The following is a 24,877-nucleotide window of genomic DNA, read 5'->3' on the forward strand; positions in this document are numbered from 1 at the left end:
AAATAGAAATTTGGAAAGAAAAATCGGCTTGTAATTGAGTAGTCACTTTTTCTAACCTTTAACTATACACATGAATTGTAACATATAAATTGTTTAAATCAAAAACTAAATATGGCTGAAAGCATTGAAAATAAAGGATTTCACTATACCAAAATGGTATAGTTTAGAGTCTTATCTGAACTGTATTTATGTATTTTGGTTAATTAGATTTATCTTTTGAATAAAAAGATCTTCATCAAATTCTTTTTTATCAATTTTTATATATATAGCATTTTCTTCAAAGCAGATTACTGACTCATATAAACCTTTCTCTGAAATAATTATTCTTTTTAATTTCTCTTCTAATTCAGATGTTATTTTATTAAGTTTATAAACTTTGGAGTTTAGGTATGTTGGCTCAGCCATTATTAATGTGATTAAAAACCATAAAGAAGCTAAGATTGTGCAGAAAATTAAAACTCCAGGTATATGATATTTATGGAATATTATTCCCCCCATGACTCCTCCGATAAAAATACCAAAGAATTGACAGCTAGAAAAAATACCCATAGCAGTTCCCTTACTACCCACAGGAGCTATTTTCGAAACCCATGAAGGTAGGCATGACTCTAAGAATGTAAAGGCAGCAAAGAAAAAGGTTAGGACTATGCTTAGAATTATTGTATGGTTGAAGCTTATAACTAAAAGCCCTAAACAAGCACTTAAAATTAAAACAGCAACGATAAAGAATTTTCTCATCTTACGTTGTGTTTCAGCAATCATAACAAACGGAAACATCATGCTGAAAGATATGATTAACACGGGAAGATAGATAAGCCATTGATAGTTAGAGGATATTTGCAAGATATTAGTTAGAATAGGCGGAACTACTATGAATAAAGCTGTAAGTGTTGCGTGTAGTGTAAAGATGCCGTAATTGAGCTTAAGTAGTTCTTTATGCGTTATGATATCTTTGATAAGTGTTAAAACAGGTTTTGCTTCATGATGAAAGCTTGGTGTCTTTGGGGTAGGTATTTTTGTTAAGATAAATATGCTAATACCACCACAGACTGCAGTTAACCAAAAAATACCAGATAATCCAATAATACTATTTAGTATTGAGCTTATCATCATTGCTATTAGAAATGAAAAACCAATAGACATCCCTATTAGTGACATTGCCTTAAGACGGTTTTCTTCTTTTGTGGAGTCAGCGACTAATGCCGTTAGTGTACTTCCTATTGCTCCAGCACCCTGTATAGCACGACCAATAATTATTCCATAAATACTAGTAGAACAGGCTGCAACAATGCTACCAATAATAAAGAATATCAAACCAACTAGTATAATAGGTTTACGTCCAAACTTATCCGATAAAATACTTAGAACAATTTGTAACATTGCCTGACTTAGTCCATAAACACCCAGAGCCAAGCCTATTAGAAAGGGTGTTGCGTATTGTAAGTGATTAATATATAAACTAAATATTGGGAAAATAATAAATAACCCAATCATTCTGAAGCCGTATATTAGAGAGATGTTTATAGTCGTTCTTAACTCTTTGTTGTACATCGGAAATATTTATCGTAATAAAAATATTGATGAGTATAGCGAATATGACTTTATATTCAAATAATAAAAAAATTATTAATTAATGAATTTTCTTTTATATTTATATATTATGATATACTGGTTTGGTAAAGTATCTGTTTAGAGAATAAACGATTTATATGCAATTGTAATTTAAAAGGAATGTATTGATGAACTGGAAAAAATACTTACTAATATTTGCAAGTATAGTTGGGGTGCTGTCTTTATCTAGTTGTAAAGGCGGTATTTGGAATCCAATGGGTGTTATTACATCGCAAGAAAAACATCTGCTAATATTTGCGACTGTTCTTATGCTTTTTGTGGTTATTCCGGTTATTATTCTGACACTGTGGTTTGCTTGGAAATATAGAGATGGAGCTAATTCTGAGTATAAGCCAACTTGGAGTCATAGTAATAAGCTAGAGATAATCTGCTGGGGTGTACCATTTGTGATAATTTTGATATTGTCAATTGTTACATGGAAAACAACGCACACACTTAGTCCATATAAGCCATTAGAGTCAGATAAAAAACCTATAGAGATAGATGTTGTTGCTCTAAACTGGAAATGGATGTTTATTTATCCTGAGTATGATATAGCTACAGTTAACTATATACAGTTACCGAAAGATCGCCCAGTTAATTTCAAAATAACATCTGCAGCGCCTATGAACTCTTTCTTTATACCAGAGTTAGCAGGGCAGATATATGCAATGACAGGTATGACAACACAATTACATGTGATAGCTAAACATGAAGGTAAATTTAGAGGCTTTTCTGCAAACTATACTGGAATAGGCTTTGCTGAGATGCAGTTCTATGCCAAAGTGACTGATCAGGCTGACTTTAACAAATGGGTTAAAGAAGTTAAAGATGGTAAACACCAATCATTGACATGGAATTACTTCTGGAAGGATCTTGTAAAAGATTCTATAAATAATCCAGTGGCATATTATTCTCATGTTGATAAAAATTTATTTAATCATATTGTTATGTCATATATGATGCCAAATTATAAGCCAGAGAATATGGCTAATGCGATGCCTATGCATCATGGGCAAAAAATGCATAACAGCATGCATCATCATAGTATGTAGTTAGTAAAATAGTAGTAGTTTATAAATAGGAGAAAAATATGCTAGAAGCATTGATTGGGAAACTAAGTAATCCTCATTTAGTGTTTCCATACCTATATGAGCCAGTAAGCCAACAGTTGATTATACTTGTGATGTTTATTGGTGTTGTAGTTGGAGGTGTGGCACTATTAGGAGGACTTACTTATTTTAAGAAGTGGGGCTATCTATGGAGAGAGTGGTTCACAACAGTTGATCATAAAAAAATAGGAACGATGTACACTATTGTAGCATTAGTTATGATGTTCCGTGGTTTTGTTGATGCAGCAATGATGAGAACACAACAAGCATTAGCCTCTGGTGATAGTACAGGTTATCTAATTCCTGAGCATTTTGATCAGATTTTCACAGCACATGGTGTGATTATGATCTTTTTCGTGGCTATGCCTTTAGTGTTTGCATTAATGAACTGGGTTATTCCTCTTCAAATTGGTGCTAGAGATGTAGCTTTCCCTTATATGAATTCTTTGAGTTTCTGGTTGTTTGTTGTAGGGGCTATGTTAATAAATGTTTCTCTATTAGTAGGGGATTTCGCTCATGCTGGATGGCTTGCGTATCCGCCTTTCTCTGAGATGACCTATAGTCCGACCGTCGGAACCGATTATTATATATGGGGTCTACAAATATCTGGTATTGGTTCACTAATGACAGGTATTAACTTCTTTGTAACAATTATCAAAATGCGTTGTAAAGGCATGACTCTAATGAAAATGCCAATATTTACATGGGCATCTTTCTGCTCTGTTGTTTTAGTAATAGCAGCATTCCCTGTCTTAACAGTAACTTTGACATTATTAACTTTAGATAGATATTTTGGTACGCACTTCTTTACAGTTTCAGGTGGTGGTGACCAAATGATGTATGTAAACCTTATTTGGATATGGGGACATCCTGAAGTTTATATTCTTGTGTTGCCTATGTTTGGTGTATTTTCAGAAGTTGCGGCAACTTTCTCTAAGAAGCCGTTATTTGGTTATACAACAATGGTTTGGGCTAGTATAGCTATTACTATATTGTCATTTACAGTATGGCTTCACCATTTCTTTACAATGGGAGCTAGTGCAAACGTTAATGCTTTCTTTGGTATTATGACAATGATTATTGCAATTCCAACAGGGGTTAAGATCTTTAACTGGTTATTTACGATGTATAAGGGTCGTATAACATTTGCAACACCTATGATGTGGCTTGTTGGTTTTATGATAGTTTTCTCTGTTGGTGGGATGACAGGTGTATTACTATCAGTGCCAGGTGTTGACTTCCAAATGCATAACAGTGTCTTTTTGATTGCACATTTCCATAACGTTATTATTGGTGGGGTTGTATTTGGGGCATTTGCTGGTCTTACTTTCTGGTTCCCGAAAGTGTTTGGCTTTAAATTAAATGAACGCTTAGGAAAATATGCGTTTTGGTGTTGGTTAGTAGGTTTCTTTGTTGCATTTATGCCTTTATATATATTAGGTATGATGGGTATGACAAGAAGACTATACCATTACTCAGCATCAACTGGCTATCAGCCTTTATTGATAGTTGCTTGGATAGGAGCTATGATTATTGGTTTGGGTATTTTATTCCAGGTTTTACAAATTCTCGTAAGTATCAAAGATAGAGAAAAGAATCGTGTTGGTTCAGATGCTTGGGGTTATGGACGTACTCTAGAGTGGGGGATCCCATCACCGGTACCTTTTTATAATTTCTCACATGATCCTGTTGTCGAAGAGCGTGATGCTTATTGGGATCATAAAGAAAAAGGTCTAGGTGTTGATAATAAGCCACTGACTGATGATAAGAAATATGAAGATATCCATATGCCAAGAAATACTTCTGTAGGGGTTATTATCGGAGCGTTTAGTTTTGTATTTGGTTTTGCTGCAGTATGGCATATCTGGTGGTTAGCAGCTGTAGGCGTTGTTGGTATGATAGGAACAGTTCTATATAGATCATTTGATTATGATATCGATTACTACGTAAAAGCTGATGAAGTTAAAGATGTTGAAAATAAATATAATCAACAAGGAGAGTTACGCGTATGAGTACAGTAACTGCAGATAATCATCACCACGAACATCATTTTGATGGTTCTAAGAGTGTATTTGGTTTTTGGATTTATATAATGAGCGACTGTGTGCTTTTTGCAACACTATTTGCAGTGTTTGCAGTTTTTCATGAGCACACTTTTGGTGGGGTAGCTTCGCACGAGATTTTTAATCTACCTTTTGTATTTGTTGAGACTATGCTTCTACTAGTAAGTAGTTTTACATTCGGCTTGGCTATGCTTAACCGTAATTCTGAGAATATTGGCACAGTTATAAAGTTTTTATGGATAACTTTCTTTCTAGGTTTAGGCTTTATATGCATGGAGTTGTATGAGTTTTATGAGCTAGTAATGGAAGGACACACTTGGGCTTCAAGTGCGTTTTTATCATCTTTTTATACTCTTGTAGGGACTCACGGGTTACACGTAACAATGGGACTTTTATGGATTGTAAGCATGATATTCCAGCTTAAAAAATATGGTATGAATCCTATGGCTAAAACAAAGCTTACTTACTTAGGACTGTTTTGGCATTTCTTAGATATCGTATGGATATTTGTATTCTCAATAGTTTACTTATTAGGAGCAGTATAATATGGCTAAAGAACATTTATATGATCAAGATACTGGTGCTGCATACGGAACTTATAAAAGCTATATAACAGGTTTTGTTCTATCTGTTATAACAACAACTATAGCTTTTGTACTTGTTGGCTTTAGTTTGCTATCTCCGATTGCTTTGTGTGTTGCTGTGGCAATCCTAGCTATTGCACAACTTTTTATTCAGTTAGTATATTTCTTACACCTTAGTACAGACTCAAAAGCACTATGGAATTTGGTAAGTGCGATATTTGCGGCTATTGTTGTATTAATCATAGTTGCTGGTACTATGTGGATCATGTTTGACTTGTATGACATGATGATGTAATTCTTTTTAATTAACTTTCTTTTATTATGTCTTTCAAAAAATATTTCCAATTAGCTAAGCCAGGTATTATCTTTGGCAACCTTATTACTCTTACAGGTGGCTTTCTACTAGCAACACATAGAGAGATTGGTTTTGAATATTTAGCATTATTTTTCTATGTGATGATAGGTGTTGCTTTAATGATTGCAGCAGGGTGTGTCTTTAATAATATCTATGATAAAGATATTGATAGCACTATGGCACGTACACAAAGACGACCTTTAGTTACTGGAGATATTTCAGTTATACAAGCAACTGTTTATGGTTCAGTATTGTTGATACTTAGCTGTGCCGTTTTATACTATCTTGTAAATCCTTTGACTCTATGGATTATTATAATTGGCTTTATCGTATATGTAGGTGTCTATACAGTATCTAAACGTATTACTATCCATGCTACTGTCCTAGGTGGTATCTCAGGTGCTATTCCTCCAGTAGCTGGCTATACAGCAGTTGTTAATCATTTAGACTATAATGCTCTTGGGTTATTTCTAATTTTGTTCTTTTGGCAAATACCTCATTCATTTGCTATAGCTATGTTATATATGGATGACTATAAGAAGGTTAAGCTTCCAATGTTACCTTTAGTCAAAGGTGTAAGTTATACTAAAAAAATTATGTTGGTATACCTAGTACTATTTGTATTATCGTGTAGCTTACCGATGTTGTTAGGTACAGCAGATTTATTATCTTTTATTTTCTGTATGTTTATATCTTTGTATTGGTTATATAAGTCGATTAAATCTTATATCAATGATGAGGATAGAGTTTATGCAAAAACAGTATTTAAATTTTCAATTATTGTAATCACAGTTATTTGTTTGACTTTTGGATAAAACTTATAGATCTATATTTAAACCTTTTGCGATAGCTTTAAGTTTTTTCATTGTTTCAGGTAATTTTCTAATAGCAATCCATTGTTTTGCTAGCTCTTTATCTTTGTATGCAGGATAGCCCATTTGACTCTCTCCTGCAGGTACATCCCACATAACACCAGCTTTAGCACCAACTTTAGCACCACTACCAATATTAATATGGTCTTTGATGCCAGCGTTACCAGCAATTACAACCCCGTCGCCAATAGTAACTGAACCACTAATCCCTGCTTGGCCACAGATCATGCAACCTCTGCCAATTATAACATTGTGACCTATTTGGACTAGATTATCTATTTTTGTAAAATCACCAATTATGGTAGAACCATATTTTGCAAGGTCTATACAAGTACCAGAACCAATATCAACATAGCTGCCAATTACTACATTACCAATATGAGGTATTCTAACAATGCTTTTACCATCCTGTGACGGTCTATAACCAAAACCATCACTTCCAATAGAGCAGTTTGAATATAGTCTACAAAAGTGTCCTATTTCAGTTCTTTCTCGAATTGTTACATTTGGCCATATTATGCAATTCTGTCCGATACTAGTTTGGTCATAAATACATACATTAGCGTATATTATCGTATTATCACCAATAGATACATTTTTGCCAATATAGGCTCCTGGTCCAATAGATACATTTTTACCTATTTGAGCTGTTGGATCTATTACAGCTTTCTCGTGTATGCCATTTTGCTCTGGATTAGGTTCAGAGAATAATTCTAATACTAGAGCCATTGCAAGGTCAGCATTTTTTACAACTATTAGAGGCTTATCGTTAATCTCTAGTAGATCTTTACTTATATCTTCACTTACGATAGCAGCAGAAGCATTAGAATTTTGCCATAATTTTATGTGCTCATATTTGTTTATAAGGGTTAAATCACTTTGTTTAGCAAGGCTAGCATAGTTTAGACCTGAAATTGTGATATTTTCATTTGATGGATTTATTAACTTACCACCGATTTGTTGAGAGATTTCTGTGACAGAATATTTCATATTAAGCTTAAGACTTTGTTTTATATGTTAATTTAAGGTTAACAGCTTTCTTTAGTTTTTGATATAGTAACTAGTCGCCAACACCAAAGTCGGTATTATCTACAAGTATCTCAAATTGAGGGTCATCAAAGAGATGTTTGTATTCTGTTAAGAACCATTTTTTTAAATTTTCATCTGCTTTGATATGAGTAGTATTATTAACATATAAATTAAGAGTCGTATGCTTAAAGTAATCTTTTGCTATTTGAATATCATTTTTGATGATTTCTTTAGTTTGTCCTTGCACACCTATTAATAGACAAACTGAATCAAATAATTTACTTAACTGCTCTGGTGAGTCGTGATGAAACCCTTTATTTAGAAGCTTTTCTCTAAAATTATAATCAAAGCTTTCAAGTCCTGTTTTAATAAAGATCTCAGTTTCAAAAATATCTTTAATTTTATGTAGATGATCTTTATACATCCAGTGAGCTTCGGCAAAAAGTAGTTTGATATTTTTTTCTTTTACAATATCTTTAATAAAGTTTTTTGTTTGCAAAGGAAGCTCAAAAATGTTTCCAGAGTTTATAATTTCTAATATACCAAACTCACCAGTGACATTTTTTAAAATTTCAAAGTTTGTTTTATTAATTTCATCGATATTTTTGGAGTTATCCAAGATGTAGTCACAGAATGTACATTTACCGTAAGCACATGGACGACTTTTTAGAAGAACTATTTCTCGCTTGTATTTATGAACATCTGTGATTTTGCTATAGCGTTGCATTATTTGATATACTCCTGTGCTTGAACTAGAGCAAGCTCATCAGTATCTAATTCATGTGTTACTCTAAAAATTCCATCTAGGCATTGTGTGACTGCTTTTAATGCATCTTCAAGACTTTTATCTTTTAATAAATAGCTTAGAAACATTGCTGCAGTGATATCACCAGAACCACTAACCTTAGGTTGGACCTTATACTTAGGAGACTCTAAGTGAGAGAAATTATCTTTGTCATATATTGCGATACCAGTTTTTGAACTACTAAAAGATACACTAGTTACTATGATAATTAGCTCATTATTTTTCGTTATCTTTATTAGTTTTTTGCACGCTTTAGCAATGTCATTATAGTTATTGATTTCAGTATTACTAAGTATGCTTAATTCAAATAAGTTTGGCGTAATAATATCTGCTAATGGCAATAAATGCTCTAGAAAAATGCTTGGATGATCTTTTGAGGCAAAAATATGTCCATATTCTTGATCGTCATACTTATCACCAAAAACTGGATCACAGCAGTATAAACTATTAGGGTTATCTTCTTTAAGCTTAGTAACAGTATTAGCAATAACTTTAGCTACTTCAAGATCGCCAATATACCCAGATAAGATAGCATCTTGTTTAGCTAAGAAATTATTAGCTATCATTCCGTCGATGACATTTTGGATATCATTAGCATTAAAAAAAGAGCCTTTAAAATAATCATACTGAGTATGGTTTGATAATTGAACTGTATATATTGGAGATACATTTATACCAAGTTTTTGCATTGGAAATACAGCTGCCTTGTTTCCGGCGTAACCATATGCAACATGTGATTGGATAGAAAGTACGTGAGGTGTTTTAAAAGACATTTAAATTATAGGCCTAGATTTGTTCTTATGTTTGCAAGTAAGTCAACGGATGCTTGTTTATCACCTAGTTTACCAATTTTTATATATATATTAACTTTGCTTCCACTATCTTTAACTATTCGAACATCAAAGTTATCAGTACCTGACTCATTAAAGTAGTTCTTATCCGTTGCAAAGGTTCCTGAGATGTCAGCAGATTTAGCATGTATAGAGCTATTCGTAATATTGTAAATTTTGCTGTTGTTTAGAGCTAATTTAGTAGCATCATACACACTGCTTACGCTAGTGTTATCTATCTGAGCAGTGAACGTACCATTAACAAACCTAACAATAGAGTCGCCAGTGTTATTCAAATCATTTGATAGACTAGCATTATTTGAACAACTAGCAAGAGTAGAGACAGCTAATATCCCAATCGCTAAAAGTTTAATTTTTTTCATTTTGATTTACTCCTTTATAGTTAGCTGGTAGGAATTTTATAATAGTATTTGTTTTTTGTAAATTGACTATATAATGTTTAAACCCTTGAAAATGTAGTAATAGCCCCTATACTTCTAAACAAGTGATCTACGATTTGGGAGGAAATCGATGTCTGTTTATAGTGAGTTTGGAGAATTATTAGAATTTTTAAATAATCGTGTTGTAGGTCAAGAAAACCTAAACAAACGTTTGCTTATAGCATTATTAGCGGGGGGGCATCTACTTGTTGAAGGAGCTCCAGGACTAGCGAAAACTACAGCAATTAAAACTTTGTCAGAAAGTATAGATTGTTCATATCATAGAGTACAGTTTACTCCTGATCTTTTACCTGCAGATTTAACAGGTACTGAAATATATGTTCCTCAACAACAAACGTTTGAGTTTCAGTCAGGTCCTTTATTTCATAATTTACTTTTAGCTGATGAGATAAATAGGGCTCCAGCAAAAGTACAATCAGCGTTGCTTGAGGCAATGGGTGAAAAACAAATAACTGTTGGTAAGCAAACATATCCGTTATCTGATTTATTTATGGTGATGGCAACACAAAACCCAATTGAACAAGAGGGTACTTATCCGCTGCCAGAAGCTCAGTTAGATAGATTTATGATGTTTGTTAAAATTGAGTATCCTGATCCAGAGACTGAAGCAAAGATCTTAGCTATAAGTAGAGGTGAGGCATTAGGACATAAGATAAAGCATCCAAATATTCATCAAAATACTATTTTTAAGGCACAACAAGAGGTTCTAAATATCAGAGTTTCTGAAGCTGTTGAGCAGTATATTATTCAATTGATATTAGCGACTAGAGATCCATCAAAATATAACCAAAACATCAAAAAATGGATTGCATTTGGATCTAGCCCAAGAGGAACAATTGCTTTAGATAGAGCTGCAAGAGCACATGCTTGGCTTATAGGTCATGATTATGTTTCTCCAAGTGATATTCATGAGGTTGTTTATGAAGTACTGCGCCATAGAATACTTTTGACTTTCGAAGCTGAGGTTGATGGTGTAACAACAGATGACGTTATTACTGAGCTATTAAAGGCTGTACCGATACCATAGAGCTATATGATTTTGGAGTAGGGACAAATCATAATTTGTCTATACATAAAAAGTTATAAATTTAAGAGAAACTATGAAAAATTACAAAGGAATAAAACCTGACGTTCAAGAGCTCTTAAGCTATCGCTATCAGACCAAAGCTCTTAAATTGTTTGCAAGTCAAAGAGTAAATAGTGTTAATGCTGGAAATAGCCTTTCTAAGGCAAAGGGTCGTGGTATGGACTTTGATGAAGTTAGGCACTATCAAGCTGGTGATGATATTCGTTTGATGCATTGGGCTCTTACAGCAAGATTAGGTAAGCCTTATACAAAAGTTTATCATGAAGAAAGAGAAAGAAGTTTATACTTTGTTTTGGATCAAAGTAAAAGTATGCATTTTGGCACTAGGGAGTGTTTTAAAAGTGTTAAAGCTTCTAATATTCTTGCTTTGATAGGTTTTGGGGCATTAGAAGCACATGAAAAAGTTGGCGGTATTATCTTTGATGATAATGGCTATAATTTTTATCCAGCGAAACAAAATAAGTCAGCTTTAGTCAAGATGTTCAACTTTGTTGCAAATGATGAGAAAAAGTACCAATTATCTTCTGATAAAAGGCTTGCTGAGGCTTTAAAGTTTCTTTATGCGAAGATTCGTAGCAGTAGTATAGTCGTTGTTATAAGTGATTTTAGTAGTTTTGATGAAGAAGCGAATAGATATCTTAAACTGTTAAATAATAAAAACTCAGTGATTAATGTGTTTAGCTATGATCCAATAGAGAAAGATCTACCTGGTTTAGATACTTACTATTTTAGTGATGGTAAACAAAGAGTCGTTTTAGATTCTGCAAGTAAGAAACAAAATCAAGTCTATAAAAATATTTATAAAAGTAGACATGATGCTATAGAAGAGTTTTCACGTAAAAATAAAACAGGCTTTATAGAGGTTGCTACAAATGATAATTTGGTCAAAACAATAAACTATGGGGTAGCCAATTATGCAAAATAATAGTCTTTTAGAGCAATTAAAAGATATTTATTTGCCTGATAGAATCTCTCAATTATGGCCATTAGCATATGGCTGGTGGATAGTTTTAGGTATTATTGTTTTAATAGTAATCTTAGTATTAATCGTTTTACGTCTTAAGAAAAAGAAAAAACAATATAAGAACTCTATAATCAATGAATTTAGACAAGAAGTAGAGAGTGTTTATAAGAATGATCCAACTCATGTTTTAGAATGTATATCTGTTTATCTAAAAAGAGTCGCAATGCAAAAGTTCCCTAGTGAAGAGATAAAAACTTTATATGGCGAAAAATGGTTAGAATTTTTGGACTCAAAGATAGATGAAGACAGTTTTGAAGCAACTAAGGCAAGATTACTTGAAAACACTTATAAACCTATCGAGCTAGATAGATCAACTTTTGATGAGGTAATGGCTGTGGCTGAGAAATGGTTGAGGAGAGTCATATGATAAATATTGAGTATCCTTGGTTCTTTATTTTAGTAGTTTTGCCTTTAGTTGTTTATTGGATTTTTCCTAGAGCTAAAAATAAGCAGCAATCAGCATTAAAAACACCATTTTTTGATCAATTACAGTCACAGCTGGGTACTCACAGTGCGCATGATTTTTCAAAAGCAAATTACTTTAAATACATCCTGGCGGCTATTTGGCTGCTGCTAATTGTTTCTGGATCAGGGATACAATGGTTAGGCAAGCCGATAAGTATGCCACAAAGTGGTAGAGCTCTGATGATGGCTATAGATTTATCTGGAAGTATGTCAATACAAGATATGAAAAAGCCTAATGGTAAAATGGAGTCAAGATTTGACTTAGTTATGCGAGTAGCAAATCAGTTTTTAGATACTCGCAAAGGTGACCGTGTTGGCCTTGTACTTTTTGGGACACGAGCATATCTACAGACTCCTTTAACATTTGATATTCCAACAGTTAAAAAAATGCTTGATGATTCTAGTATAGCTATAGCTGGTCCAAATACGGCGATAGGTGATGCACTTGGTTTATCTATTAAAAAACTAGAGTCATATCCAAATGATTCGAAAGCTATTATATTACTTACAGATGGTGACAATACTGCAGGTCTATTACAACCATTGCAAGCGGCAGAAATTGCTAAGCAATATGGTATAAAAATCTATACGATTGCTCTTGGTGGTGGTCAGATGCTTATCAAAACAGCCTTTGGAAAAAGGTTAGTAAACACATCAGAAGATTTAGCTACAGAAACCTTACAGAAAATAGCTAAAATGACAGGTGGGCAATATTTTAGAGCTCAAAATAGTAGTGATTTGAAAAATATATATAAAGATATAGATAAGCTTGAACCGATCAAATCAGATAAAACTATAGTTAGACCAGTTACATACCTTTATCCATGGAGTTTAGGTTTAGCGTTGATTTTGAGCTTTGTGGTTGCTGGCATGTGGCTAAAACGCAGAGGAGGGCACTAAATGGACTTTCATTTATTAAGACCTTGGTGGCTTCTAGCTTTAATACCAGTTGTTATATTGACTATATTGCTTTTTAAATATTCAGCAAAATCTAATAGCTGGAGTAAATATTGTGATAGCCATTTACTTGAACATGTAACTATAGGTCAAGACTCAAAGACAAATAAAACATTAATACCATTAGTATTCCTGGTTTTATGGGGCATCGCAGTATTTGCTTTAGCCGGCCCAGCGTATAGGCATAAAGAGGTTCCAGTTTATCAAAAAAATATCTCGAGAGTTATTACACTAGATGTTTCACAATCTATGGATACTTCAGATATATCTCCAAGTAGGCTTGAAAGAGCTAAGTATAAGATACTTGATATACTAGGTAGAATAAAAGAAGGTCAAGTAGGGATGTTGGTGTTTTCTAGTGAGCCTTTTGTAGTTAGTCCTTTAACTTCAGATGCAAAAACTGTTGCAAACTTGGTACCTGTGTTAAATTCAGATATTGTTCCAGTGAAAGGACATAATATTACCAAAGCGATAAAGAAATCAGCAGGGCTTATTGAACAAGCTGGAGCAACAGATGGTCAAATTATATTAGTAACTGATTCTACTCCGTCTGCTAAAGCAATACAGCAAGCAAAAGATTTAGCTGCAAAAGGTATAAAAATAGACGTATATGCTATAGGTACTCCACAAGGTGGAATAGCTAAAGATGCTAAAGGTAACTACTTGAAAGATGCTAAAGGTAATATTCAATATTTCGGTGTTAACCTTTCTAAACTTAAATCATTGGCAAATGCTGGTGATGGTAAGTTGGTAACACTAACGACTAATAATACAGATATTAAGAGTTTACTGTCAGAAAAGATAAATGTTGGAACAAAAGAGTCAAAGCAAGATTCAGCAAATGTTTTTTGGCAAGATGATGGTATCTATATTATATGGGTTTTGAGTATTTTGAGTGTTCTTATCTTTAGAAGAGGTATTTTGGAGAGAATATGTCGTTAAGAAGATTAATATTTATTTTAATACTAATACCAAGTATTTCATTTGCTAGTAGTTGGGATGACTTATGGCAAACAAGAGATCAGCAAGGTATGAGCTATTATGATAGTGGTAATGCTAAAAAAGCTGCTGTATCTTTTAAAAATAGTGACTGGAAAGGGGCTTCATATTATAAAGCTGGTGATTATAAAAATGCATATCAAGAGTTTAAAAAAGATAGTTCTGCAAAAGGTCTTTATAATCAAGGGAATGCCTTAACTCATTTAGGTCAGTATAAACAAGCTATAGATACATATAAAAAGGCTATTGAAAAAAGACCAGATTTTGAAGATGCTAAAAGTAATTTAGAAATAGCAAAAGAGTTAGATAAGCAAAAGAAGAAACAACAGAATAACAAAAACAACAAAGATAACAAAAACAACAAAGATAACAAAAACAACAAAGATAACAAAAACAACAAAGATAACAAAAACAACAAAGATAACAAAAACAACAAAGATAACAAAAACAACAAAGATAACAAAAACAACAAAGATAACAAAAACAACAAAGATAACAAAAACAACAAAGATAACAAAAACAACAAAGATAATAAAAACAACAAAGATAATAAAAACAACAAAGATAATAAAAACAATAAAGACCAGCAAAAAGCTGAACAAAACAAAATGGATCAGCGTCAAAAAGAGCTTGATAAAAAAGAATCAGATAAGCTTTTATCAATGATTGATGATGACCCTGGTGGGCTTCTTAGACATAAATTTGCACGTGACTACCAAAGAATGATAGGAGATAAACGTGAAAGCTAAACTATTTAAATTAATAAGTATTTTTACATTATCAATAATGGTTGTAAGTATTAGTTATGCTAATGTATCAGCTACTATTAGTAGGAATCATATTGAAAAGGGTGAAACGTTTGAACTAGTTTTGCATTTAGATAGTTTTAGTACGCAGCCAAACTTAGATGTTTTGGATAAAGACTTCACTGTTTACAACACAAGTACTAGTAGTAAAACAACAGTAATTAATGGTAAGAGAGAGTCTCACTTTGAGATGATAGTTACGTTAATGCCAAATAAAGCAGGCAATTTGACAATACCGGCTATAAAAGTTGGTAATCAAGCAACAAAACCAATCAAAATTGAAGTTGATAAAGAGCTTTCAAATGAAGAGCAAAGTAAATATCAAGACCTTTTTGCTATAGGTACATTAGATACTAATCAAACGTATGTGAATGTACCAGTTTTATATACTTTAAGAATATATACTTCAAGGCCAATATTAAGCTTACAACCTAAACCATTTGATATAAAAAAATCAGACATTAAAACAACAAATCATCGTAAAACCTATCAAAAAAGTATAAATGGTAAGTTGTATGATGTTGTTGAAGAAAGCTTTTTAATAATTCCAAATACTACTGGTGAGATAAAAATTCCAGCAATTGTTTTACAAGCTACTATCCCTAATGCTTTTGGTCAATTAGGATCTAGAAGGAAATACTTTTCAACTAAAGCTAAGATTTTAAATGTTAAACCTGTGCCAAATGATATAAGCATTAAAGACTGGTTTCCTGCATCAGAAGTAAAAATCAGTGATAATTGGTCACAAGATAAAAGTGTCAAAGAAGGTCAACTTCTAACTAGAACAGTAAAGGTTAAGGCTGAAGGTGTATTAAGTAGTGATATTCCTAATTTAGAATTTAAATCATCTGATGCTTTTAATGTATATCCAGAAAAACCTGAGCTTCAGGATATTGAGAAAGGAGGACACTTAACTGGTGTGGCAACATATAAGATTGGTTACATGCCTATCAAAAAAGGTAAAGCAACAGTGCCGCCTGTTAAACTTAAGTGGTATGATGTTGATACACATAGTTCTAAAATAGCTAGCTTAGCGGCTAAGACGTTTGATGTTCAAAAAGGAAATATGCCGAGCAACCTTGTTAGTAATAATAACTCGTCACCACAAGTTGTCGAAAAAATTGTCCAAGATCCTTTCTGGAGGGATATAGCTATAGCATTTATAGTATTGTGGGTGTTGACGTTAATTTTATTAATAAAAATCAGGTATACAAAGAAAGCAGTTCAAGTAGTTGATGATTTAGCGTCAGAATCAGTGGATAAATCAACTGGTATAAAAGAAATTAAAAAAGCATGCTCTAGTAAAGATAATATAGAGTTGCAAAAAGCTATTATTAGTTGGGCAAATACTAAATCAGATAAACATATATTTTCATTATTAGAGGTTGCAAGAATCTTCCCAGAGCTAGAGCAAATTCTAAAAGATCTAAATGGTGCAATATATGCGAAGAAAGATTTTAATCAGTATAAAGAGTTACTAGAATTAATTAAAGAAGTTAAGAAAACTAAAAAAAACAAGTCTGGTAATTTAGTGAAAAAATTATATGAGTAATAGCTATGAAGAAAATATTTTTTAGTATATTTATATTTTTAACAATTATAATTACGGCTGAAGCAAAAACTGTCTTAATAACTGGATTTACACCTTTTGGAGGTGAAAAGATAAATCCATCTTGGCAAGCAGTTAGGAGTCTACCAGATATTATTAATGGCGCGATGATTGTCAAAAAGCAGCTGCCAGTGTCATTTGAACGTTCAACACAAAAGCTTGATAGTTTAATAAAGCAATATAATCCAGATATCATCATAAATGTAGGAGAAGCTGGGGGGAGATCTGCGGTGTCTCTTGAAAGAGTTGCTATAAATATTGATGATGCTAGAATCCCAGATAATGATAATAATCAGCCTAAAGATAAAAAAATATCTAAAGAAGGTAAAAATGCATATTTTACAAAGTTGCCTATATATCAGATAGAAAGTTCAGTAAAGAACCAGGGAGTTCCAGTTTATATATCTAATACTGCTGGGACATTTGTATGCAATCATGTAATGTATCATTTACTAAAACTATTAGACAAAAAATATCCTAATAAGATCGGTGGTTTTATCCATGTGCCGTATGCACCAAGCCAAGTTGTTGATAAAAAAGATACTCCTAGTATGAGTACTTCTAATGCTACACAGGCGTTAGTAAAAGCTATACAAGAATCAATCAAAGCTCAAGGATAGTAAGTACAGATGAAAAAAAAGGATTGGAAGTACTGTTTAGGACTTATGCTTTTTTGTTTGTCATTTGTACCGTATATAATAGTTTTCTGCATTATGCCTTTTTTAGGTTTATCTACAGCTAGTTATTTGGCAATTTCATCTATATTACTAGCAAGTGCAGAAGGCATGTTTGTTATATCTGTAATGTTACTTGGAAGAACTATTGTAGATGCGATGAAAGCTGGGGTAAAAAGGGTGTTTAAGTCTGCTTTCTCACAACAAAAACCTATTAGTTATAAAAGATACTTGCTAGGTATTATAATGTTCTTTGCTAGTCTAATATATCCGACAGTAATTACTGAGATGGTTCTTATTTTTGATAAGGTTAAGCAAGTTGGTGAGCTTAATATGATCCTTATCTTATTTAGTGGAGACTTGATCTTTATAGCGAGTTTCTTTGTTCTAGGAACTGATTTTATAACAAAGTTAAAGTCAGCTTTTAAATATCGTGCCTAATAAAGCTTTTGCTTTAATTTATCATTAAATATTTCTTATTATATATTTGTTACAAATAGTTACAAAATATATATATTTGTTAAACATTTCTTGGCTACTATAATCCGTAAAATTTTATCGTAGGAGTTTAGAATAATGAGTTATGGATTATTTTCTCAGCAAAGAAGTAGAGCCCGTAGTTTACATCGGCAATCTAGTTTTAATGAAAATAATGAAGCTAATAAAGCTGCAAATGAGCAGTTTTTAATAGATTTATGTAAAGAGGCAACAACTTATGTTAAATATAAGCCCTTAGGAGGAGGGCGTAGGGTAAATATAAGTGATAATGTATCTTATGTTGTACCTGATAATTTAGGACGAGCTATTAAGGAGATGTCGCAACGGATCACAATTAACCAAGGTGATTTTATTAAAGAATTAGCTGAAAAGTTAAAAAAAGTTAATACTAATATAAATGTGAATGGTAGATCTGAATGGACTAAAAGATTATACGAAAACCCTTTTTATATATTAAGAGAAATAAATACGAAAATTCTCCTGATTGATAATAATGTATCAGGAAGTTTAAATCTCGCAAATGCAGATATGCGATCGACTTTAAAAGATGTTCAAAGGCTTACCCAGATTGAAATAATTAAAAACAAAAAGGCAATAAAAATTGGTAGACAATATACTGGAGAAGAAGCTGATATATTTAAAGAAATAGAAAAATTTTTAGGTAAGGATGATAGTAGCACTGTTAAGAAATATATGCCTATGTGTCATCAAGGCATCCTAGCTGATATTATGACGCCATATTATAAAAATCATGAACAAACACAGATCACTAGAGCTGAGCTATTATTATCGACTTCTTGTGTCGCTTCAGGTATGTTTGATTTTAAAATAAATTTAGATACTAAAGAGCATTTGTTATTTTTTAGAATCTTAAAAAAATTTGATAAGGAACGTATTAAAGTTTTTGACGAAGAAATATATAGTACGTTACTTGGAGATAATTATGAACAGTTACTTCTCAGACCTACGGGATTTATATCTGAAGGAATCTTTACTATAGACTTTGATCGAAGTACATTCACTTCTGGCAATCTTGTTTTCAAAAAAAATTAAATATTTAAAAAGTTGATAAACTGAGTTAGATACTCTAACCAAATAATAATTAAATCAATTAATAGATACTATAGTTAATTTTCTATTGTGTAAAAATATCTTTCTTACTAATATAGACTATGAATAGTATCGTTACCATCAACTAAACTTTTAGCTCAAATAATTATAATTGTTTAATCATAAAAATGTTTTATACTAGATTACTGAGTTTATATTAGTCGTCAAAATTAAAGATATTTTTATGAAAGTAGAGTTTCAAGTTTTACAAACATCTGAGCAAAAAGTACTTCTAGATTCTATAATTGACTATGTTCTAGATAACTATAAAAATAGTACATTTGCAATTTTGGCACCTGCTGGAATTGCCAAAGAGCTAGATGAAAGATTATGGCAAGAAGGGGAGGAGTCTTTTATACCTCATCACTGTGCTATAAGTGCTAAAGAGTATAATCAGTATAAAAATATTCCTATCCTAATAACAGATAATCTATTTATCACTTCTGGTTTTGATGTGTTGATAAATATTATGGATGTGGCAGTAGATCCTCAAAGGATTAAGATAAAGGAGCTTAAAGAGTTTGTCTATCAGCAAGAGCAGGCATTACTAGCCTCACGTAAAAAATATATGTACTACAAAAATTCTAATTTAGAAATTAATACTATAAAAGAGTAAAAAAGATCAATGGAATTAGCAATATCTATATTGGGATATATAACACAATTTACACAAGTTATTGGATGGAGAATAAATTTACTATTAGGGGCTTTTCTCTTTGCAAGTTTATCGGCATTTACATACTCTGATGAGTTATATGCAAATGCTATAATTAGGGCTTTAGCAGCAATTGTTTGCTTTTTAGGCTTTATAAATTGGAAAACATCTATTTATTATTTTAAGAAATGGCACTTATTACCTTATATATTAGTAGTTTTTGTTGTTGCCATGATTCAGGTTCAATTTACGAATAATCCTTTACCAATACTTGATACTGTTGTTGCATCTATGGGTCTTATAGCAACATTTTTAATGGCGGTTAGAAGTATTTATTGTTGGTTATTTCTCATTACCCTAAATGCTCTAGAGACAATAATGTTCTTTATGGTTCATAATTATTATCTGTCGCTGATGCAACTTGTATATATGCTTACATCTGTAATAGGTATTATCGTTTGGAAAAAAAGAGGTGTTGATAGATCTTTGTCAACTAACTAATAGTACTTTTTAAATAACTTTGCTAAAATTATTTGCATTAATTTTTCTATAAACTTATATATTTACAGCATTATAAAGGCTTAACAAATGAATAAAAATTATAATCCAAAAGAAATAGAACAATCTAATTATCAAAACTGGGAATCTGCTGGTAAATTTGCGTGTGGCAATACAGATTCAAAAGATACTTTCTCTGTAATGCTTCCTCCTCCTAATGTAACTGGAACTCTGCATATGGGACATGGTTTCCAGATGACGCTTATGGATATCCTTACACGTTATAACCGTATGGCTGGTAAAGATACACTTTGGCAACCAGGTACGGATCATGCTGGTATTGCTACGCAAATGGTAGTTGAAAGACAGCTTAATGCTCAAGGTATTTCAAGACATGATTTAGGGCGTGACAACTTTGTAAGCAAAGTTTGGGAATGGAAAGAGCTATCAGGTGGAACTATTACATCTCAAATGCGTAGAATCGGGGCATCTCCAGATTGGGATCGTGAGAGATTTACGATGGATGATGGTTTATCTGATGCTGTTAAGAAGAGCTTCATCAAACTGTATGAAGATGGTTTAGCTTATCGTGGTGAGAGACTAGTAAACTGGGATCCTAAGTTAAAGACAGCAGTTTCAGACTTGGAAGTTGCTCAGATAGATAAACAAGGTTCTTTATGGCATTTTGTATATCCTATAGCTGATAGTGATGAAAAGGTTATAATTGCAACAACTCGTCCAGAGACAATGCTTGGTGATATGGCTGTTGCAGTTCATCCAGAAGATGAAAGATACACCCATTTAGTAGGTAAGATGATTAATCTACCACTTACAGACAGACAGATTCCGATTATTGCTGATGATTATGTTGAGAAAGATTTTGGTACTGGCTGTGTGAAGATCACTCCTGCCCATGATTTTAATGACTATGAAATGGGCAAAAGACATGATTTACCAATGATGAATATCTTAACAGATGATGCAGCTCTAAATACAAATGTACCGTCAAAATATCAAGGTTTAGATAGATTTGCAGCACGTAAGCAAATAGTTGCTGATATGGAAGCAGCTGGTCTTCTAGATAAGATCGAACCGCATGCACTAAAAGTGCCAACTGGCGATAGAACTGGTGAGGTTTTAGAACCATATTTGACTAAGCAATGGTTTGTTAAAGCTGATGTGCTTGCAAAACCAGCAATAGAGGCTGTAGAGAATGGTACGGTGAGATTTGTACCTGATAACTGGAAAAATACATATTTTGCTTGGATGAGAGATCTACAAGACTGGTGTGTATCACGTCAGCTTTGGTGGGGACATAGAATTCCAGCATGGTATGATGAGGCAGGTAATGCTTATGTCGGTGAAAGTGAGGCTGATGTTAGAGCTAAATATAACCTAGCTGATGATATTGCTATCAAACAAGATGAAGATGTATTTGATACATGGTTCTCTTCTGCATTGTGGCCATTTAGTACTTTAGGTTGGCCTGAAAAAACTCCTGAGTTAGAAAAATACTATCCAACAAGCGTGCTTGTAACAGGTTTTGATATTATCTTCTTTTGGGTAGCTAGAATGATGATGTTTGGCATGTATTTTATGAATGATGTGCCATTTAGAGATATTTATATCACAGGACTTATCCGTGATAGCGAAGGTCAGAAAATGTCAAAATCTAAAGGTAATGTTTTAGACCCTGTAGATTTGATTGATGGTATTACGTTAGATGAGCTTTTGAAAAAGAGAACTACTGGTCTAATGCAGCCACAAATGAAAGCTAAAATTGAAAAGGCTACTAAGAAAGAATTCCCTGAGGGTATTAGTGCTTATGGTTCAGATGCGGTGAGATTTACTTATGCTGCATTGGCTTCTACATCTCGTGATATTAGTTTTGATACTGCTAGGGTAGAGGGGTATCGTAACTTCTGTAACAAACTTTGGAATGCTTCAAGATTTGTGATGATGAATCTAGATGATTATAAGGTTTGTGATAATTATGAGCTAGGTGTTGCAGATAAGTGGATTTGGAGTGTTTTAAATAACGCTGTAGCTGATATACATAGACAACTTGCTAATTATCGTTTTGATATGGTGGCAAATACTATTTATGATCTTGTGTGGAATAACTATTGTGACTGGTATGTTGAGTTTGCTAAGGTTGCTTTAAAAGATGAATCTTTATCTGAGAAGCAAAAAAATGGTGTTAAATATACACTTACTAAAGTTTTAGAAAATATCCTTGCTTTAGCACATCCATTAATTCCATTTATTACAGAGAGTATTTATCAGCAGTTAAAAGCTCATCTTGATAATGCCCAAGAAACAATTATGGATGTTAGTTATCCTGTAGCGACTCAAGATTTAGAAGCTCCAGAAGCTGAGAAAGCGATCGTATGGTTACAAAGTGTTGTAACAACTCTACGTAATATGCGTAGCGAAGTAGGTATCAAGCCATCTTTAGAGATCTCTCTAATTGTCAAAGATGTCGCTGAAGAAGATAAACAATATCTTGCTCAAACTGAAAGCTTTATCAAAGCGTTAGCTAGAGTGAATAATATTGAGTTTAATGATAATCCTCCAACATCTTTATCACAAATTGTTGAAGGGCTTGAGTTAAATATTCCATTAGAAGGTTTAGTTGATATTGAGGCTGAAAAAGCGAGACTAGATAAAGAACTAGACAAGCTAAAAGGCGAGGTTGCAAGGGTTGAGAAGAAACTTTCTAATGAAAGATTTGTTTCAAATGCTCCAGAGGCTGTAGTTGCTGCAGAGAAAGGCAAGCTTGCTAAGTATCAAGAGCTTTATACTAAAACGCTTGAGAAGAAAGAGGCTTTGGTGTAGTAGTTTAAAAATTCTAAGGAGATATTTGTGAAGTTAGAAAGTGTATTGTCAAACTTAAATCAGGTTGAGAAAAATAAATTTATCAACGTTGTTGATAATCTCATTCAAGAGAATAATATTTCAAAGAAATATGATCAGATTAAGCAGGCAACGAATAATGAGATTGTTGCATTATTTAAACAGGCAAAACCTTACTTTGAAGAGTATCTTCTTGAGAAATTATCTTATATAAACCCAAGTATAAGTATATTAACTGATATTTTAAGCAGAGATGGAAACTCTGTGGCTCGAGTCTCATGGATAGAATCTTTATATCATAAAGATATTGAAAGACTTGAAGCTAAAGTAAAAGAATTATCTACAATAAGAAGTACAGAAACTGACCTTTTAACTTACGAAGGTAGAATGAATGTATATTTTTCATGTCTGAAAGAAGCTTATAATAATGATATTAGAAATAATCAAGAGCCTAAAATAAATGATGATGAAAGAAGTATTCTCAACGTATTGTCTGATAAGCTTGATATAAACCATGATGATAAAGTGGTTTTAGAGTACATGGTAAGACCATGTTGTAAACAAAGCGCTATCTCTGATTATTTAAATGAGTTGAGATGCCTAGGAATTCTTTTTATAAAAAATAAAGAGCAAACAGTTTATGTTGCAGATGAAGTAGTTGAGATTCTGAATAGTATTAAAGGAAAAGCTATATCAGATAAGTATCTGATTAGAGTTCTAAGAACTTTATCTGATGCTGAGCTGTCAAATATATTAAAAAGTCAAAATCAGAGAATAAGAGGTGTTGAGAGAGTAAATAAAATTAATAATATTGTACATTTGGGATTAGATGTTAAGAAAATTCTTTCTGTATATATGTTTAATGATAGTGCCTCTCAAAATGAAAGAAAAGAGCGATTAAAACTACTAATTGATGATTTGAGTATTGAGACTAAAACAATAGGCACAACTGTTGAGTCTAGAATAGATATTATAATTGATAGTTTAAAAGATATTTCAAAGATTGAGTCAAATGTTCTTAGTTCAGCAGGATATGATGAATGTCTTGAAAAATTGAATGAATATTTTAATCAAGAAAAGTCAAAAGACTTTTTCTATGATCTAGTAAGAGAACAATTTGAAATAGAATCTGTTGAAAAAATTGATTCAAGTAAATTAAGGCAGTTATCAATTACACCATACGATATTCTATATATCGTTGATAATGATGATATTAAAGCAATAGCTAAGTTTTTTGGTCTAAGTAATAGAGGTAATGTTAGAGAAAGTATTATTGGTAGTTTTAATGATGCTACTGACAAGTTAATAGAAAACTATAACTTGCTTGCAAATAGAGATGTTAATTCACTAAATGCAAAAGGTTTAAATCTAAGTGAGGCTGAAATAGGGACTAAGTTTGAAGAGGCGACCAGAAGCATTCTAGAGCAGTTAGGTCTTAATGTCGATGAAGAATTAAGAGCGGAGGTTAATACATCTAAAGATAAAGCCGATCTAATAATATCAACTAGTAATGATGATGTAATAATTGGAGAAATGAAAACTCATAAGGGTGGAGGGTACGGTAGCTATTCATCCGTAGCAAGACAAACAAAGTCATATGTAAGGTTGTGTGAGCAGCATGGAAAGAATGTAACTCAAGTTTTGGTTATAGCTCCTGATTTTACAGATGATTTTATCGAGCATGCTGAATTAGATCCAGATATAAATATATCACTCCTTGAGGCTCAAGGGTTATATGATATATATGAAGTATATAAAAATAAGAAGAATCCAAAGTTTAGTGTACAATGGCTTCAAAAAGGTGGGTTACTAAAACATTCACTTATATTGAAGAGAATTTAATAGTAAAAATTATTTTTATTAAAAAGTTACCTAACAAATTTTTATATTGAAACAATTTGCTTTCTAGTTTAATCT

General features: G+C 32.5%; 24 protein-coding genes. 19 read left to right on the forward strand and 5 right to left on the reverse strand.

Annotated elements, in window-relative coordinates; translation table 11 throughout:
• Nucleotides 1–186: 186 nt before the first annotated feature.
• Nucleotides 187–1,551 carry an MFS transporter gene (locus F7310_RS01005; protein ID WP_072711220.1) on the reverse strand — a complete coding sequence of 455 codons (1,365 nt, stop codon included), beginning with the start codon at nucleotides 1,549–1,551 and terminating at the stop codon, nucleotides 187–189.
• A gap of 188 nt (nucleotides 1,552–1,739) precedes the next feature.
• Here F7310_RS01005 and cyoA point away from each other — a divergent pair, with 188 nt between their 5' ends.
• The 5 genes from cyoA to cyoE are packed head-to-tail and all read left to right on the forward strand — an operon-like array spanning nucleotide 1,740 to nucleotide 6,540.
• Nucleotides 1,740–2,666 (forward strand): ubiquinol oxidase subunit II, encoded by a 927-nt coding sequence (gene cyoA, locus F7310_RS01010; protein WP_072711221.1) that lies wholly within the window; start codon nucleotides 1,740–1,742, stop codon nucleotides 2,664–2,666.
• Between the two features lie 38 nt (nucleotides 2,667–2,704).
• Nucleotides 2,705–4,735, forward strand: coding sequence for a cytochrome o ubiquinol oxidase subunit I (gene cyoB, locus F7310_RS01015; protein ID WP_084645149.1), 2,031 nt, complete (start codon nucleotides 2,705–2,707; stop codon nucleotides 4,733–4,735).
• A complete protein-coding gene (gene cyoC, locus F7310_RS01020) occupies nucleotides 4,732–5,331 on the forward strand; it encodes a cytochrome o ubiquinol oxidase subunit III (protein WP_072711222.1) in 600 nt (199 codons plus the stop codon). Before cyoB ends, cyoC begins: the two co-directional genes overlap by 4 nt.
• A gap of 1 nt (nucleotide 5,332) precedes the next feature.
• Nucleotides 5,333–5,665, forward strand: a complete 333-nt coding sequence (cyoD, locus tag F7310_RS01025; RefSeq protein WP_072711223.1) for a cytochrome o ubiquinol oxidase subunit IV — start codon at nucleotides 5,333–5,335, stop codon at nucleotides 5,663–5,665.
• Nucleotides 5,666–5,691: 26 nt separating this feature from the next.
• Complete coding sequence (cyoE, locus tag F7310_RS01030; protein ID WP_072711224.1) at nucleotides 5,692–6,540, forward strand: heme o synthase; 849 nt, start codon at nucleotides 5,692–5,694, stop codon at nucleotides 6,538–6,540.
• A 3-nt stretch (nucleotides 6,541–6,543) separates the two neighbouring features.
• On the opposite strand, the gene lpxD is transcribed toward cyoE, so the two are convergent.
• From lpxD to F7310_RS01050, 4 genes are all read right to left on the reverse strand, one after another.
• Nucleotides 6,544–7,587, reverse strand: coding sequence for a UDP-3-O-(3-hydroxymyristoyl)glucosamine N-acyltransferase (lpxD, locus tag F7310_RS01035; RefSeq protein WP_072711225.1), 1,044 nt, complete (start codon nucleotides 7,585–7,587; stop codon nucleotides 6,544–6,546).
• Between the two features lie 70 nt (nucleotides 7,588–7,657).
• A complete protein-coding gene (locus F7310_RS01040; protein WP_072711226.1) occupies nucleotides 7,658–8,353 on the reverse strand; it encodes a radical SAM protein in 696 nt (231 codons plus the stop codon).
• Nucleotides 8,353–9,204: a pyridoxal kinase gene (gene pdxY, locus F7310_RS01045; protein ID WP_072711227.1), complete on the reverse strand. Its 852-nt coding sequence runs from the start codon at nucleotides 9,202–9,204 to the stop codon at nucleotides 8,353–8,355. Before pdxY ends, F7310_RS01040 begins: the two co-directional genes overlap by 1 nt.
• A gap of 5 nt (nucleotides 9,205–9,209) precedes the next feature.
• Complete coding sequence (locus F7310_RS01050) at nucleotides 9,210–9,644, reverse strand: DUF3568 family protein (protein ID WP_072711228.1); 435 nt, start codon at nucleotides 9,642–9,644, stop codon at nucleotides 9,210–9,212.
• 148 nt (nucleotides 9,645–9,792) lie between these two features.
• Here F7310_RS01050 and F7310_RS01055 point away from each other — a divergent pair, with 148 nt between their 5' ends.
• The 14 genes from F7310_RS01055 (at nucleotide 9,793) to F7310_RS10605 (ending at nucleotide 24,802) form a co-directional block, all read left to right on the forward strand.
• A complete protein-coding gene (locus F7310_RS01055) occupies nucleotides 9,793–10,749 on the forward strand; it encodes an AAA family ATPase (RefSeq protein WP_072711229.1) in 957 nt (318 codons plus the stop codon).
• Nucleotides 10,750–10,822: 73 nt separating this feature from the next.
• Entirely contained in the window at nucleotides 10,823–11,734 is a 912-nt protein-coding gene (locus F7310_RS01060; RefSeq protein WP_072711230.1) for a DUF58 domain-containing protein, read from the forward strand.
• Nucleotides 11,724–12,200, forward strand: a complete 477-nt coding sequence (locus F7310_RS01065; RefSeq protein ID WP_072711231.1) for a DUF4381 domain-containing protein — start codon at nucleotides 11,724–11,726, stop codon at nucleotides 12,198–12,200. Before F7310_RS01060 ends, F7310_RS01065 begins: the two co-directional genes overlap by 11 nt.
• Nucleotides 12,197–13,198, forward strand: a complete 1,002-nt coding sequence (locus F7310_RS01070) for a VWA domain-containing protein (RefSeq protein ID WP_072711232.1) — start codon at nucleotides 12,197–12,199, stop codon at nucleotides 13,196–13,198. Before F7310_RS01065 ends, F7310_RS01070 begins: the two co-directional genes overlap by 4 nt.
• Nucleotides 13,199–14,197, forward strand: coding sequence for a vWA domain-containing protein (locus F7310_RS01075; protein ID WP_072711233.1), 999 nt, complete (start codon nucleotides 13,199–13,201; stop codon nucleotides 14,195–14,197). It abuts the gene before it with no gap.
• Nucleotides 14,188–15,003, forward strand: coding sequence for a tetratricopeptide repeat protein (locus F7310_RS01080; protein WP_072711234.1), 816 nt, complete (start codon nucleotides 14,188–14,190; stop codon nucleotides 15,001–15,003). The genes F7310_RS01075 and F7310_RS01080 overlap by 10 nt, the downstream gene beginning before the upstream one ends.
• Entirely contained in the window at nucleotides 14,993–16,612 is a 1,620-nt protein-coding gene (locus F7310_RS01085; protein WP_072711235.1) for a BatD family protein, read from the forward strand. The genes F7310_RS01080 and F7310_RS01085 overlap by 11 nt, the downstream gene beginning before the upstream one ends.
• Nucleotides 16,613–16,617: 5 nt before the next feature.
• On the forward strand, nucleotides 16,618–17,289 hold the full coding sequence (pcp, locus tag F7310_RS01090) for a pyroglutamyl-peptidase I (protein WP_072711236.1): 672 nt from the start codon (nucleotides 16,618–16,620) through the stop codon (nucleotides 17,287–17,289).
• Between the two features lie 9 nt (nucleotides 17,290–17,298).
• Nucleotides 17,299–17,784, forward strand: a complete 486-nt coding sequence (locus F7310_RS01095) for a transporter suffix domain-containing protein (RefSeq protein WP_072711237.1) — start codon at nucleotides 17,299–17,301, stop codon at nucleotides 17,782–17,784.
• A gap of 135 nt (nucleotides 17,785–17,919) precedes the next feature.
• A complete protein-coding gene (locus F7310_RS01100) occupies nucleotides 17,920–18,894 on the forward strand; it encodes a hypothetical protein (RefSeq protein ID WP_072711238.1) in 975 nt (324 codons plus the stop codon).
• Nucleotides 18,895–19,135: 241 nt separating this feature from the next.
• Nucleotides 19,136–19,567, forward strand: a complete 432-nt coding sequence (locus tag F7310_RS01105) for a DNA polymerase III subunit chi (RefSeq protein WP_072711239.1) — start codon at nucleotides 19,136–19,138, stop codon at nucleotides 19,565–19,567.
• A 9-nt stretch (nucleotides 19,568–19,576) separates the two neighbouring features.
• Entirely contained in the window at nucleotides 19,577–20,107 is a 531-nt protein-coding gene (locus tag F7310_RS01110; RefSeq protein WP_072711240.1) for a nicotinamide mononucleotide transporter family protein, read from the forward strand.
• A gap of 87 nt (nucleotides 20,108–20,194) precedes the next feature.
• Nucleotides 20,195–22,942: a valine--tRNA ligase gene (locus F7310_RS01115; protein ID WP_072711241.1), complete on the forward strand. Its 2,748-nt coding sequence runs from the start codon at nucleotides 20,195–20,197 to the stop codon at nucleotides 22,940–22,942.
• A gap of 27 nt (nucleotides 22,943–22,969) precedes the next feature.
• Entirely contained in the window at nucleotides 22,970–24,802 is a 1,833-nt protein-coding gene (locus F7310_RS10605) for a hypothetical protein (protein WP_202968671.1), read from the forward strand.
• Nucleotides 24,803–24,877: the final 75 nt, after the last annotated feature.

Source organism: Francisella uliginis (assembly GCF_001895265.1).
GTDB lineage: Bacteria > Pseudomonadota > Gammaproteobacteria > Francisellales > Francisellaceae > Francisella > Francisella uliginis.